General features: G+C 72.9%; 11 protein-coding genes. 10 read left to right on the top strand and 1 reads right to left on the bottom strand.

Annotated elements, in window-relative coordinates; translation table 11 throughout:
* Positions 1 to 24 precede the first annotated feature (24 nt).
* The 7 genes from KLP28_06470 (at position 25) to KLP28_06440 (ending at position 7,976) form a co-directional block, all read left to right on the top strand.
* Positions 25 to 2,025, top strand: a complete 2,001-nt coding sequence (locus tag KLP28_06470; GenBank protein ID QWC86848.1) for a peptidase M13 — start codon at positions 25 to 27, stop codon at positions 2,023 to 2,025.
* 206 nt (positions 2,026 to 2,231) lie between these two features.
* A complete protein-coding gene (locus tag KLP28_06465; protein QWC86332.1) occupies positions 2,232 to 2,831 on the top strand; it encodes a hypothetical protein in 600 nt (199 codons plus the stop codon).
* On the top strand, positions 2,828 to 4,429 hold the full coding sequence (locus KLP28_06460) for a hypothetical protein (protein QWC86331.1): 1,602 nt from the start codon (positions 2,828 to 2,830) through the stop codon (positions 4,427 to 4,429). The genes KLP28_06465 and KLP28_06460 overlap by 4 nt, the downstream gene beginning before the upstream one ends.
* A gap of 437 nt (positions 4,430 to 4,866) precedes the next feature.
* Positions 4,867 to 5,343 (top strand): SigE family RNA polymerase sigma factor, encoded by a 477-nt coding sequence (locus tag KLP28_06455; GenBank protein QWC86330.1) that lies wholly within the window; start codon positions 4,867 to 4,869, stop codon positions 5,341 to 5,343.
* On the top strand, positions 5,340 to 6,404 hold the full coding sequence (locus tag KLP28_06450) for a hypothetical protein (protein ID QWC86329.1): 1,065 nt from the start codon (positions 5,340 to 5,342) through the stop codon (positions 6,402 to 6,404). The genes KLP28_06455 and KLP28_06450 overlap by 4 nt, the downstream gene beginning before the upstream one ends.
* 32 nt (positions 6,405 to 6,436) lie before the next feature.
* Complete coding sequence (locus KLP28_06445) at positions 6,437 to 7,189, top strand: dienelactone hydrolase family protein (protein QWC86328.1); 753 nt, start codon at positions 6,437 to 6,439, stop codon at positions 7,187 to 7,189.
* Between the two features lie 196 nt (positions 7,190 to 7,385).
* Positions 7,386 to 7,976 carry a hypothetical protein gene (locus KLP28_06440; protein ID QWC86327.1) on the top strand — a complete coding sequence of 197 codons (591 nt, stop codon included), beginning with the start codon at positions 7,386 to 7,388 and terminating at the stop codon, positions 7,974 to 7,976.
* 91 nt (positions 7,977 to 8,067) lie between these two features.
* On the opposite strand, the gene KLP28_06435 is transcribed toward KLP28_06440, so the two are convergent.
* Positions 8,068 to 10,059: a prolyl oligopeptidase family serine peptidase gene (locus tag KLP28_06435; protein ID QWC86326.1), complete on the bottom strand. Its 1,992-nt coding sequence runs from the start codon at positions 10,057 to 10,059 to the stop codon at positions 8,068 to 8,070.
* Positions 10,060 to 10,115: 56 nt separating this feature from the next.
* Between KLP28_06435 and KLP28_06430 the strand changes: the two genes are divergently transcribed.
* Genes KLP28_06430 through KLP28_06420 form a run of 3 tightly spaced genes read left to right on the top strand, consistent with a single transcriptional unit; the run spans position 10,116 to position 14,539 of the window.
* Positions 10,116 to 11,693, top strand: coding sequence for a methylcrotonoyl-CoA carboxylase (locus KLP28_06430; protein QWC86325.1), 1,578 nt, complete (start codon positions 10,116 to 10,118; stop codon positions 11,691 to 11,693).
* Positions 11,693 to 13,570: an ATP-grasp domain-containing protein gene (locus KLP28_06425; protein ID QWC86324.1), complete on the top strand. Its 1,878-nt coding sequence runs from the start codon at positions 11,693 to 11,695 to the stop codon at positions 13,568 to 13,570. The genes KLP28_06430 and KLP28_06425 overlap by 1 nt, the downstream gene beginning before the upstream one ends.
* Before the next feature lie 30 nt (positions 13,571 to 13,600).
* Positions 13,601 to 14,539 (top strand): hydroxymethylglutaryl-CoA lyase, encoded by a 939-nt coding sequence (locus KLP28_06420; GenBank protein ID QWC86323.1) that lies wholly within the window; start codon positions 13,601 to 13,603, stop codon positions 14,537 to 14,539.
* Positions 14,540 to 14,562: the final 23 nt, after the last annotated feature.

Below are 14,562 nucleotides of genomic sequence, written 5' to 3'. Positions count from 1 at the left end.
ACCTCCACCAGCTCTCGCAGCTCCATGCTCGACGACGCCCGCGACGGGTTCGACCACGACGTACGCCCCCAGGACGACCTCTTCGGCCATGTCAACGGGTCCTGGCTCGCCACCGCCGAGATCCCCGAGGACCGGTCGTCGTGGGGGCCGTTCGTCACGCTGAGCGACCGCGCGGAGCAGCAGGTCAAGCAGCTCGTCGACGACATCACCGCCGCGGTGGACCAGGGGCGGGGCGCGGATGACGTGGATGACGAGGACCGCAAGATCGCCGACCTGTACGCCTCCTTCATGGACACCGATCGCATCGCCGCACTCGGCACCACCCCGCTGCGCGACCTGCTGACGTGGGCCGACGAGGTGACGGACGTCGCGTCCCTGTCGGGCGTGCTGGGACGGGCCGAGCGGGTCGGCTCCGGCGGGCTGTTCGGCTCCTACGTCAACACCGACGCGAAGGACTCAGACCGCTACCTGTTCCACATCGGCCAGGGCGGCCTCGGGCTGCCCGACGAGTCCTACTACCGCGAGGAGAAGTTCGCGGAAACCAGGGAGAAGTACGAGGCGTACCTGACCTCGATGTTCGCCCTCGCCGGGCTCGACGAGTCCGCCTCCGACGGGCGTACGCCGGCCCAGCGCGCGGCCGCCGTCCTCGCGGTGGAGACGCGGCTGGCGTCGGGCCACTGGGAGCGGGCGGAGACCCGCGACATCCAGAAGACCTACAACCTGCGCAGCCGCGACGAGCTGGTGGCGCTGTGCCCGGCCTTCGACTTCGCGGCGTACGTCGACGGCCTGCGCGGCTACCAGTCGGGCGAGCACGAGACGCTCCGTGAGGTCGTGGTGCGTCAGCCGTCCTACCTCGAGCACCTCTCGAGCGCGCTGGAGGAGGTCGACGTCGCGGACTGGCGTGACTGGCTGCGCATCCGCCTGGTGCGGTCGATGGCCGCCTACCTGCCCGAGGAGTTCGTGGAGACGAACTTCGACTTCTACGGTCGGACGCTCGCGGGCACCCCGCAGATGCGGGCGCGGTGGAAGCGCGGCGTCTCCTTCGTCGAGGGTGCGATCGGTGAGGCCGTCGGCAAGCGGTACGTCGCCCGTCACTTCCCACCCGTGGCGAAGGAGCGGATGGACGAGCTGGTGGCGAACCTCCTCGAGGCGTACCGGCGCTCGATCACCGACCTCGACTGGATGAGCGAGGACACCAAGACCCGCGCCTTCGACAAGCTCGACAAGTTCACGCCGAAGATCGGCTACCCCGAGGAGTTCCGCGACTACTCCGCCCTCGAGGTCGACCGCGGCGACCTGCTCGCGAACGCTCGCGCCGCGTCGGCGTTCGCGACCGACCGGGAGCTGCGCAAGGTCGGCTCGCCGGTGGACCGCGCGGAGTGGTTCATGCTGCCGCAGACCGTCAACGCCTACTACAACCCCGGCACCAACGAGATCTGCTTCCCCGCCGGCATTCTGCAGCGGCCGTTCTTCGACGCCGAGGTGCCCGACGCGGAGAACTACGGCGGCATCGGGGCGGTCATCGGTCACGAGATCGGTCACGGCTTCGACGACCAGGGCGCGCAGTACGACGGCGACGGCAACCTCGAGGACTGGTGGACGCCCGCCGACAAGGAGCGCTTCGGCGAGAAGTCGAAGGCCCTGATCAGCCAGTACGACGGTCTCGAGCCCCGCAACCTGCCCGGCGAGAAGGTCAACGGGTCGTTGACCGTCGGCGAGAACATCGGCGACCTCGGTGGACTCACGATCGCCATCAAGGCCTACCGCATCGCCTGCGAGGACACCGACCTGACGCCTGAGGAGGTCACCGACGGTGTCCGCGACCTCATGCTCAGCTGGGCCCACGTGTGGCGCACCAAGCGGCGCCGCGAGCTCGACCTGCAGTACCTGACCGTCGACCCCCACTCGCCGCCGGAGTTCCGCGCCAACATCGTGCGCAACGTCGAGGAGTTCCACCAGATCTTCGAGACCCGACCGGGCGACGGCCTGTGGCTGGAGGAGGACCAGCGGGTCGCCATCTGGTGACGGGCCCCGGCACGTAAAGACTTGCCGCTTCCCGCCCGTTTCGCGCGGATCGGGGATGTCATCGGAGGGTGTCAGCTCCCTCCCGTCCGCAGCGCCGCGTAGCGCGCCCGCGACCGAGTCGTCGCCTCACGGCGTCGCGGGTCGCGGGCGTCCTGAGCGCGGCGCTGCTGTGGGTGGCGCCGATCGGCCCTGGCCCGGTCGTGCCGATGAACGGTGAGGGTCTCGGCGAGACCGCCGGGGTGGCCGTGGCGTCGGTCGTCGTCGGTTCCTCCGGCGTACGCCGCCCCGACCTCGCCGACGGCCGCGCCTGGCCCGGCGGAGTCGTCACCTGGCACGCGGACGTGCCGCCGCGCTACCGCTGGAGCGTGCGGCACGGCGTACGCGCCTGGAACCGCACCGCCACCGGCGTACGGCTGGTGCGGGCCCCGGCCGACACCGCGGCCCTGCGCATCGTCGTCGCGGACGTGGCCGGCGCCGCGGCACGGGCGACCGTCGGCCGCCAGCTCGCGGCCCCCAACCGGATCACCATCGACCGGGTCCCGCTCGTCGGGTGGCAGCAGAGGCAGGTGTACGGCCGGGTCGTGGCGCACGAGATCGGGCACGTGCTCGGCCTGCGCCACTCCGAGGGTCTGACCTGCGGACTCATGGAGGCAGCCTTGGAGACGTCCTGCACCCCGCGTCCGGTCGCCGGGCGGTACGCGTGCCGCTGGATCGGTCCGGCCGTCGGCGACAACGTCGTCGCGCGCTACGGCGGCGACTTCCGACTCGGACCCCGGTGGTGCCGGTTGGGCGGGCGGTCGTCGTGATCTCCCGGACCGTGCGCCTGCTGCTGGTGCTCCTCACCGCCCTCGTCATGACCCTGGCCGGCACGGTCATGACGGCCGCCGTCGCCGACGGCGTGGTCGCTGACGGCGACAGCCCGACGGTGGGGAGCTCGCCCGAGGCCATCGTGGCCGCGGCCGACCTCGTGCTCGGTCGACAGACCTCGCCCCTGTCCGACGTGCTGCTCGACGACGACATGGTCGGCCGGCCGGGGTCGGCGCGACCATGGCGGGCGCGGCGCGTGACGTACACGAGCGGCCTGCCCGAGGCGTACGCGTGGTCGGTGCGCGCCGCGGTCGCCGCGTGGAACTCCTCGGGCGCCGACGTGCGCTTCGTGGAGGCACGCGGCTCGCGGGCGATGCTGAGGATGGGTCTGACCTCGCGCACCGCGCCGCTGTCGACGGTGGGGCGTACGCCGCGCGCGTTCGTCGCGCTGCCCCGCTGGGACGTCACGACCTGGGCCGACCGCGAGGCCCTGGGTCGCATCATCACCCACCAGCTCGGCCACGTGCTCGGGCTCGGCCACCGTCCGCGCCCGGCGTCGGTGATGTCCGTGCGCGGTGGCCGGGGCGACCTGCTGGCGTGGGGTCGGTACGCCTGCCGCTGGGTGCAGGGTGCCGAGGGGCGACGGGTGGCCCGCACGTACGGGGGCCGCTTCAGCCCGGCCCCGCGCGCCTGCACCTTCGAGGCGACCCCCACCACCCTCGGCGCCGTGACCTGGTCCGGCGGCGACGGCGAACCGGTCACCGCGAGCTGGACCCCGCCGACAGGCGTCGCCGACGGCGCGCGGGTGCTGGTCTGGGCGCAGGCGACGGAGACCTGTGACGCCCGCACCAGGTTCACCCGCCTGGTCGCGAACCTCGACCCGCGGGCCGGACGTTGGGAGTCGCTCGACGGTCCCGGGGAACAGTGCTTCCGGTTGCAGCTCGTCGGCTCGTCGGGGCGGCCGACGCCGCCGGTGGTGGAGAAGCGCGGTGGGGTGCGCGAGCCCGAGCCCGAGCCCACGCCGGAGCCCACGCCCGAGCCCACGCCGGAGCCCACGCCGGAGCCCACGCCGGAACCGACGCCGGAACCGACGCCGGAGCCCACGCCCGAGCCTCCCGCACCGACCCCGCAGCCGCCCCCGCCCGCACCGGTCCCCGAGCCGCAGCCCGAGCCGCAGCCGCAGCCTGAGCCCGAGCCGCAACCCCAGCCCGAGCCGCAACCCCAGCCCGAGCCCGAGCCCCAGCCCCAGCCCGAGCCCGTCGTACGTCCGGACGCCCCGGTGGTGGACTGGCTCTGGTTCGACCGCGCGTTCCTCGCGTGGCTGGTGCAGGGAGACCTGCCGGCGACCGAGCCGGACGCGCGCATGATCTGGGCGAAGGGGTCGATCGGGCAGTGCCCGCAGACCTGGCCGGCCGCGCTCGACCCGGAGACCCGGGTGCTGGCCGGGATGGGCGATGACGACGACGACAACGCGTACTGGCTCGAGGCGACCCTCGGCGCCACCGACTGCGTCTCGTTCTTCACCCTCACCAGCGACGGTCGCATCTCGAAGCCGGAGACCTACCAGCTGCCCGACGGGGGCTACGACCTCGACTGACCCACCAGACTGCTTCCCAGTGACGTGCGGGCGGTCAGCGGCCCCGTGAGGGAGCCCGTGCGTCACTGGGAAGTGCAATCGGCATGCGCTCGGCGAGCGGCGATCCCGGAGGTCGGGTGCGTACACGATCATCGAGGTGAGCCCGTGAGCCCGTGAGCCCGTGAGCGAGGAAGCGCTCCTCACGGGTGGTGTCGCGGCGGCGGTCCTCGAGCTCTCCCACCCGGGTGACCTCGTCGACGACAGCCCGCGCGGGTGCGGTGACCCTGAGCCCAAGGGGGTGTCGATGAGCGAGAGCGCGGCATCTCGATCTGCGAGACGGACACAACCGATTCCTCCGTCGCTGGCGTCCCTGATGATGTGAGTACCTCGAGCATCCTGGACACCCAGGGCAGCCGGGCCGGGAGGAGACCCGTGGACGAGCGGTCGTAGCCGACTTCGTGGCCGGATGCCACCAGCGGCTCTTCAACGTGGCGTACGCCCTGTGCGGCAACCGGCAGGACGCGGAGGACCTCCTCCAGGTGACGCTGGAGAAGATCTACAGCCGCTGGTCCAAGGTCGACGCCGACGTCGACGACCCCTACGCGTACGCCCGGCGCACCCTCACCCACGCCCACATCAGCGAGCGGCGGCGGGCACGGTGGCGTCGCGAACGGACCGGCGAGGTGCCCGAGCAGCCCGCGAGGCACGACGTGCCCGAGGACCGCCTCGCCCTGCAGCAGGCGCTGGCGAAGCTGCCCCCGCGACAGCGGCAGGCCGTCGTGCTGCGCCACCTCGAGGACCTCTCGGTCGCCGAGACCGCCGAGCTCATGCGCTGCGGTGAGGGCACCGTCAAGCGGTCCGCGTACGACGGGCTCCGTGCCCTGCGGCGCGATCTCGACCCCTCTTTCCGCAACGACCAGGAGGAGGCCCGATGAACGGCACCCCGCACGACGACGGCGACCGCGGCGACCGCGGCGACCAGGCCTTCGTGGCCCGGCTGCGCGACGCGTACGACCAGCAGCCCGCCCACGCCGCACCTGCCCCGAGAGCCGGCCGCACCTCTGTCGGACGGCGTGGCCCGGCGCGGCGGTGGTTCGCAGTGGGTGCCGTGGTGGCGCTCGCCGCGGCCGTCCCGATCGTCGGTGCGCAGCTCCTCGACGAGTCCACACGGACGACCTCCCCGGCAGCCCCGGCGCCGCCGTCGCAGCCTGCGGACGCGACGCCGTCCGCAGGCGACAGCATCGATGGCAGGGACTTGCGTGCGTGCCAGGTCGGCGAGCTGGAGCTGCGTGTCGGCGACGACCTGAGCCTCCCGGGCAACCGGCGCGGGCGAGTCGTGCGGCTGCTCACCGACCGGGACCGCGTCTGCCAGCTCACCGACCCCGTACGCGTGCGCGCCGCGGTCGGGCCCGCCAGCGACGGGACCCCACCCGTGCGCGACACGGTGACGGTTCCCGGCGGACCGTTCAGGCTCGGTCCTGACGGTGGACCGACGTTCATGGTGTCCGCGGAGGACTGCGGAGTGATCGACGCGGCGCGAGGCACGATCACTCGGTTCTCGGTCGCCACCGGCGGGGCGGGCACCCAGATCGCCGACGAGCTGGGGACCACCGGCACCTGTGGTGAGCTGGCGATCGACTGGGTCGTCAACGAGGGTCTCGACGAAGACGGCACCGCGCGCCCTCTCGTCGGTCGCATCATGGTTCGCGACGGGCTGGTTCGCGGTCAACCCAGTCGCATCGTGGCCACGATCCGCAACACCTCCGAGGCTCCGCAGACGGTGTCGCGCTGCGCTCTTCGGGCGCTGCCCGGTGTCGGTCTGAGGGTGGTGCCGGAGCGGTGTGACGACACAGACGAGCGGACGCTGTCCCCGGGCGGCACGACGCGGCTGAGCCTGACGCGAGTGTTCATGGATCCCGCCGGCCAGAGCTTCGCCTTCACCCTCGACGGCGTCAGCGCCAAGGTCGAAGTCGTGACCGTCCAACCGCGCGGCTGATTCACCCACGGGCGGAGGGGGAGGGTCGAGGCATGACGACGGCACCGACCGGGACCCTCGACGCCTGGACCAGGAGCTCCTTCTCCGCCGACGGGAAGACCCACGGCGTCTACCGCCGGGGTTCGGGCCCGGGCGTGATCGTGATCCACGAGATCCCCGGCATGACGCCCGAGGTGATCGGGTTCGGCGAGACGGTCGTCGACGCAGGTTTCACCGTGGTCATGCCCCAGCTCTTCGGAGACCCCGGGGCGCCGGCGTCACCGAAGACGTACGCGAAGTCCTTCGCCCAGGTCTGCGTGAGCTCGGAGTTCACCAAGCTCGCCACCGGCGTCACCACGCCGATCGCGGGCTGGCTGCGGGCACTGGCCCGTGACCTGCACGGCGAACTCGGCGGACCGGGGGTCGGGGCGCTCGGCATGTGCTTCACAGGAGGCTTCGCCCTCGCGATGATGGTCGACGACGCGGTCGCCGCGCCGGTGCTGGCGCAGCCGTCGACGCCGTTCCCGGTCGGGAAGAAACGCGCGGCCGACCTGAACCTGTCGCCGGACGACCTGGAGCGGGTCAAGCAGCGTGCGGCCGCCGGCTGCCCGGTGCTGGGACTGCAGTACTCCGGCGATCCGTCCACCGGATCACGCTTCGCGACACTGCGTCGCGAGCTCGGCGAGAACTTCCGTGCGGTCGAGTTCGAGGGCAAGAAGCACTCCACGCTCACCGAGCACCGTCAGCAGCGAGGCGTCGACGAGGTGCTGGCGTTCCTGAAGGAGCGGTTGACCACGACGGGTTGATCTAGGCGCGTGAAGCCCAGCACGCGCTCGAGCGCGTCGACGGCTTCACTTACGAGTGGAACCAGCGGGCGGCCGCGCGCGTCTCAGACGCATGAGAACCAGTCACGCCCTCGCCGGCGTCATCATGGTGGCGGCGCTGGCGAGTGCATGCACGGGACAAGTGGCGGAGGAGCCGGATCGAGACGGTCGACCGAGCGTGCTAACTGTGACCCCGGCGGCTGCGTCGCAGGCCGGCACCCAGGAGTCCCGCTGCGCGCCTGACGTGCTGCGCGATGCCGGCCGGCAGAGTCCGGCGGTCGACCCGGGGATCCTCTACGACGGCATCCTCGACTACGCGCCCTTCGCGTCGCTGCCCGACATGGTCGACGCATTCGATCTCGCGGTGCTCGACGAGGTCACCGGCTGGCGCACGGCCGTACGCGGCCGTGATGACGCGGCGGCAGTCATGCAGGTGGCGGTGATCGAGTCGTACGCCTCGACGCCTGCCGGCATCGATGACATGGCGATCCGCTTCGGACCGTCCCACCGCTTCTTCTCGGGAGACCGCGTGCAGCTGACGCTCGAGGAGAAGTCGTCCGCGATCCCGATCGGTGCCTGCGTCATCGTCGTCGGCGAGCGCGGCGGGAACGTCTCGCTGCCCCCGCAGGGGCTCATGGTCGAGCGCGCGGACGGATCCTTCACCGGTGCGAGGGTGCCGCGCCGCGACTTCTCCCGCTGGCTGCCTCCCGACACTCCGCCCCGCGACGAGTTCGCCGTCCTGGTCGCGCAGCTCCAGCGGATGGACTGAGTCCGCGCACCGAGTCGTGACACCGTCTCGACGCGCTCCAGCGCGTCCTCGCGCCCATGCAACGGTGAAACGAATCATCCGGAGCGTCGACTCAGGCGGGGCTGAACCCCCACCGGCGCCCGTAGAAGTCCAGCTCCAGCTGCCACGCCCGCTCGACCGCCGCCGGGTCGCGGAACCCGTGCCCCTCTCTGGCGAACTCGACGAGCTCGACGTCGCCACCGCCCTCGCGGACGGCCTCGGCGAGCAGCGAGGACTGGTTGGGCGGCACGACCTCGTCGTCGAGTCCCTGCAGCAGGAGCAGCGAGGCGGTGATGCCCTCGGGGTGGAACAGCGGCGAGCGGGCGTCGTACGTCTCCTTCGCCGCCGGCCACGGCCCGACCAGCCCGTCGGGGTAGCGGGACTCGAACTTGTGCGTCTCCTGCGCGAGGAGTGAGAGGTCGGAGACGCCGTACAAACTCACCCCCGCGCTGAAGACGTCATGGAAGGCCAGCGCCGCCAGCACGACGAAGCCGCCCGCGGAGCCACCGCGCACCGCCATCCGGTCGGGGTCGACGACGCCGGTGTCGGCGAGGTGCCGGGCCCCGGTTACGACGTCGACGATGTCGGCCTCGCCCCAGGTGCCCGCCAGACGCTCACGGTAGGCACGGCCGTAGCCCGTCGACCCGGCGTAGTCGACGTCGAGCACCGCGATGCCACGAGAGGTGAAGAAGGCGGTCACGCCCCGGGCGACGGCGACCGTCGCGCTGGTCGGTCCGCCGTGCGCCATCACGACCAGCGGCGGCAGCTCACTCGCGGGTCCCACGACGTCGGGGTGGGTCGGGCGGTGCAGGAAGCCGTGGGCGGTGTCGCCGCCGTGACCGGTCCAGGTGATGGCCTCGGGCGGGGCCGCGTACGCGGGATCCGGCGCCGGGGTCGCGACGTGGATCGGGCGGGGGTCGCTGCCGTCGAGGGGGACGACGAACGTGCCGGACCCGAGCCCGGGCACCGACCCGTGGCAGATCACTCCCTCGGGATGGGCACCGAGACCGGTGGGTCGCAGCAGCGCGTCGGCCGCGAGCGGCACGGGGTCGGCGCCGTCCGGGTCGAGGAGCACCAGGCCCGTACGCCCCTCGACGGTGTGCACGCCCGCGAGACGGCCGTCGTCGAGCCGGACGAGCGTCCGCATGCGCAGCTGCCAGGCCGGGACGCCGTGCTCGGGTCCCGCGGGATCCTGCGGAGCCAGGGCGACCGGCTCGGCGTCGTCATCGGTGACGTCGACCAGCCAGGGTCGGGCGACGGGGCCGATCTCGGCGTACGCGGCGAGGTGGGTCCCGTCGACCCAGGTCGGGGACGAGGCGGCACGCCCGGTCCCGCCGAGCACCGCCCGCGGCCTGACGAGGTCGCCGGCGGCGTCGAGCTCAGCGACCCAGACCTCGCCCGCCTCCCACGGCATGTGCGGGTGCGACCACTGCACCCAGGCCAGACGGCTGCCGTCGGGGCTGAGCACGGGGTCGGCGACGAAGTCAGGACGTGCGGGATCCCCGGCGTCGTCGCTGTCGGGACGGGGCAGCGAGCGCTCCCTGCCGGCCACGAGCACGACACCGTCGTCCGGCCCGGACGCCGCCACCTCCAGCGGGACCCGGACGAGGCTGTTGACCGGCTCGCCCGGCCCCCGGTGGTCCTCGCGCACGACGATGCAGCAGCCACGGCGTACGTCGACCTCCGGCGCACCCCAGCGCAGCGCCGCGCCGGACGACCCGGGCACCTCGGGCGTCAATGCCACGGGGTCGTCGCCGTCGAGGCGCCAGAGCCGCTGGGTGGAGAAGTCGACCGCCACGACGACCCCGTCCGCGGCAGCCCAGGCGCCACCGCCGTACTCGTGCACCCTCGACCGCACCGACATCCACGGCGGCGAGACCGGCTCCTCGGCGGCGCCGGCGATGCCCAGCGACCTGCGCACCAGGACGACACGACCGCCGTCGCGACTCTCCTGCCAGAGGAGGTCACCGTCCACCACGCGCGGGTCGGAGGCCGTGGAGGAGCCAGAGGCGAGCGACGCGGCGGAGATCGGGGAGGGCCAGGCGCCGTACGGGATGGTCGTCATGTCACCCAGCCTGGCACCGACACACTGCGACCACTCCGGAGGCGGACCCGGCTAGGTTGGCCCGCGTGCCCGACGAGCCCGCTCCGACGCTCCGCGACCTGACGAGTGACCTGCGCGATCGGCTGGAGCGCGTACGCCGGGGCGGGTCGGAACGCTCCCGCGAGCGGCACGTCGCCCGCGGCAAGCTGCTGCCCCGCGAGCGTGTCGACCGGGTGCTCGACCCCGGCTCCCCGTTCCTCGAGCTGGCGCCGCTCGCCGCCGGGGGGATGTACGACGACGAGGTGCCCAGCGCCGGCATCGTCACGGGCATCGGCATGGTCGCCGGCCGTCCGACGGTCGTGGTGGCCAACGACGCGACGGTCAAGGGCGGCACCTACTACCCCGAGACGGTCAAGAAGCACCTGCGCGCCCAGCGCATCGCCCTGGAGAACCGGCTGCCCTGCGTCTACCTCGTCGACTCCGGCGGCGCGTTCCTGCCGAGGCAGGACGAGGTGTTCCCCGACCGCGAGCACTTCGGGCGCATCTTCTTCCACCAGGCGCAGCTCTCCGCCCAGGGCATCCCGCAGGTCGCCGCGGTGATGGGCTCGTGCACCGCGGGCGGGGCGTACGTGCCGGCGATGAGCGACGAGACCGTCATCGTCAAGGAGCAGGGCACGATCTTCCTCGGCGGCCCGCCGCTGGTGAAGGCCGCGACCGGTGAGGTGGTCAGCGCGGAGGACCTCGGCGGCGGGGACGTGCACGCGCGCACGTCCGGTGTCGTCGACCACCTCGCCGACGACGACGCCCACGCGCTGCAGATCGTGCGCTCGATCATGAGCACCGTCGAGACCGTGGGTCCGGGCGCGCAGCCCGGCGACCGCTGGATCACCCGCGACGCGGACGCGTACGTCGAGCCCGAGCTCGACCCCGAGGGCCTCTACGATGTCGTGCCCGTCGACGCCCGCACCCCGTACGACGTGCGCGAGGTGATCCGCCGGGTCGTCGACGGCAGCCGGTTCCACGAGTTCAAGCAGCTGTACGCCGAGACGCTGGTCTGCGGGTTCGCCCGCATCCACGGCTACCGCGTCGGCATCGTGGCCAACAACGGCATCCTCTTCAGCGAGTCCGCCCGCAAGGGCGCGCACTTCGTCGAGCTCTGCAACAGCCGAGGCGTGCCGCTGGTGTTCCTGCAGAACATCACCGGATTCATGGTCGGGCGGGAGTACGAGAACGCCGGCATCGCCCGCGACGGCGCCAAGCTCGTCACTGCGGTCGCCAGCTCGGTGGTCCCGAAGTTCACCGTCGTGATCGGGGGCTCCTACGGCGCCGGCAACTACGGCATGTGCGGCCGGGCGTACGACCCGCGCTTCCTGTGGATGTGGCCCAACGCCCGCATCTCGGTGATGGGCGGCGAGCAGGCCGCCTCGGTGCTGGCGACGGTCGCGGGCCGTGAGGACGATCCCGACGTGGACGAGTTCAAGGCCCCGATCCGCGCGCAGTACGAGACCCAGGGCTCGCCCTACTACGCCTCCGCCCGGCTCTGGGACGACGGGATCATCGACCCGGCCGACACCCGTCGCGTGCTCGGCATGGGTCTCGCCACGGCCGCGCAGGCCCCGATCCCGACGCCGTCCTACGGCGTCTTCAGGATGTGATGGGCGTGTCCTCCGTCCTCATCGCGAACCGCGGCGAGATCGCCCGCCGGGTGATCCGCACCTGCCGTGACCTGGGCGTACGCACCGTCGCACTGGTGACCGAGGCCGACGCGGGCGCGATGCACGCCCGCGAGGCCGACGCCGTCGCCGTGGTGCCGAGCTACCTCGACGTCGAGGCCGTCGTGGCCGCGGCACGCGAGCACGGCGCGGCGTACGTCCATCCCGGCTACGGCTTCCTGTCCGAGAACGCCGCGTTCGCCCGCGCCCTGGACGCCGCCGGCATCACCCTCGTGGGTCCGAGCGCCGAGGTCATGGACCAGATGGGACGCAAGGACCGCGCCCGCGACCTCGCCGTCGAGGCGGGAGTGCCCGTCGTGCCGCAGGGCGAGCCCGAGACCGACGCGGGCTTCCCCGTGCTCGTCAAGGCCGCCGCGGGCGGCGGCGGCAAGGGCATGCGCGTGGTGCGATCGGCCGCCGAGCTCGACGAGGCGGTCGCCGCCGCGAAGCGCGAGGCCGCGAGCGCCTTCGGCGATGACACCATGCTCATCGAGCGGTACGTCGAGCACGGCCGCCACCTCGAGGTGCAGGTGCTCGCCGACACCCACGGCACCGTCGTGCACCTGGGGGACCGCGAGTGCTCCGCCCAGCGCCGCCACCAGAAAGTGCTCGAGGAGGCACCCGCCCCCCGCCTCACCGACGAGGTGCGCCGGACCGTCCGCGACAGCGCCGTCGCGCTGGCCGGACACGTCGGGTACGTCGGAGCCGGCACCGTCGAGTTCCTCCTCGACGACGCCACCGGCGAGGTGTTCTTCCTCGAGATGAACACCCGCCTGCAGGTCGAGCACCCGGTCACCGAGGAGGTCTCGCGGGTCCGCGGCGAGCGGGTCGACCTGGTCGCGGAGCAGCTGCGCGTGGCCGCCGGTGAGCGTCTCGGCTACGCCCAGGACGACGTCACGACCGTCGGTCACGCGGTCGAGGTGCGCATCTACGCCGAGGACGCGTACGCGGGCTTCCTTCCGCAGGCCGGCACGGCGACCGGGGTGGTGTGGCCCGACCCGGCTCATCACCGGGGAGTCCGGGTGGACCACGCCCTCGAGTCGGGTCAGACCGTCGGCACCGGGTTCGACCCGATGCTCGGCAAGGTGGTGGCGTACGCCCCCCACCGCGACGCCGCCCTCGACCGCCTGACCGGCGCCCTCGACGCGACGGCGATCACGGGTCTGACCACCAACACCGGCTTCCTCCGCTGGCTCACCACCACCCCCGAGGTGCGTGGGGCCCACGTCGAGACCGCCTGGTTGGACCAGGTCGAGCTCGAGCCGCCGTCCTCCGCGGTCGCGGCCGCGGTGGCCGCCCTCACGACGCGACCCGAAGCGGGTCATGGCGAGCCGTTCGCGCCCGACGGGTGGCGGTCCGGTGCGCCGGCTGCCGTGGTGCGCACCGACCTGGTCGCCACCGCGGTCGACCCGGCCGTGACGCAGCTGTCGTCCGCGGTCGATCCCGGGGAGGGCCTGACCCGGCTGCAGGTCTCACACGAGGGCGAGCCGTCCACCTGCTTCCTTCGGCGGACGCCTCTCCGCACCGAGGTCGTGCACCGGGGTCATCGCCACGTCTTCGAGCGTCCCGACCCCTTCCGGGACTCCGCCGCCGCCGTCGGCGACGGCACTCTCACCGCGCCGATGCCGGGCACGGTGCTGGACGTGCACGTCGCGCCCGGCGACGCGGTGGTCGAGGGTCAGGTGCTGGTGGTCATGGAGGCCATGAAGATGGAGCTGGCGCTGAGGGCTCCCTTCGACGGTGAGGTGCGACGGGTCGACGTCGCGGTGGGCGACCGCGTGTCCCTGGGCGCCGAGGTCGCCACCGTGGAGGGGGTGTGACCGCCTGGGGTCACGTGCTTGCATGACCCCATGCGCCAGCCCACCGTCGTGACCCGCCCCGGCCTGCCGGACCGCGTCCGCATCGTCGAGGTCGGCCCCCGGGACGGCCTGCAGAACGAGTCGACGGTGCTCGACGTGCAGGTCAAGGCCGAGTTCGTGCGCCGCCTCCTCGCGGCCGGCCTGCCCACCGTGGAGACGACCAGCTTCGTGCACCCGCGGTGGGTGCCGCAGCTCGCGGACGCGACCGAGCTGCTCGAGGTGCTGCGCACCGACGGTGGTCCGATGACGACCCGACCCGAGCACCTCCCGGTGCTCGTGCCCAACGAGAAGGGTCTCGACCGGGCCCTGGCCGCGGGTGTCCGGGAGATCGCCGTCTTCGCCTCCGCGACCCAGACGTTCGCCCGCCGCAACCTCAACTGCACCTACGAGGAGCAGTTCGCGATGTTCGAGCCGGTCGTCCGCCGGGCGCGCGAGGAGGGCGTACGCGTCCGCGGATACCTCTCGATGTGCTTCGGCGACCCGTGGGAGGGCGCCGTGCCGGTCGAGGACGTCACCCGCGCCGCCCAGCGCCTGCTGCGCCTCGGTGTCGCCGAGGTCTCCCTCGGCGACACGATCGGGGTCGGCACGCCGGGCCACGTGCGGGCGGTGCTGCGCGAGCTCGTCGAGTGCGACGTCGACCTGGCGCAGATCGCCGTGCACTTCCACGACACCTACGGCCAGGCCCTGGCCAACGCGTACGCCGCCCTCGTCGAGGGGGTCACGGTCTTCGACGCGAGCGCCGGCGGGCTCGGCGGCTGCCCGTACGCCGAGTCCGCCACCGGCAACCTGGCGACCGAGGACCTGGTCTGGATGCTGCACGGCCTCGGCGTCGGCACCGGTGTGGACCTGAAGGCCCTGGCGGGCACGTCGCGCTGGATGGCGGAGCAGCTGGGCCGGCCGAGCCCCTCGCGCGTCGTCGCGGCCGTCTGAACCTGCCACCGCCCTCGACAGGT

The organism is Nocardioidaceae bacterium (genome assembly GCA_018672315.1).
GTDB lineage: Bacteria > Actinomycetota > Actinomycetes > Propionibacteriales > Nocardioidaceae > TYQ2.
This window is presented reverse-complemented; position numbering and strand designations above follow the sequence as displayed.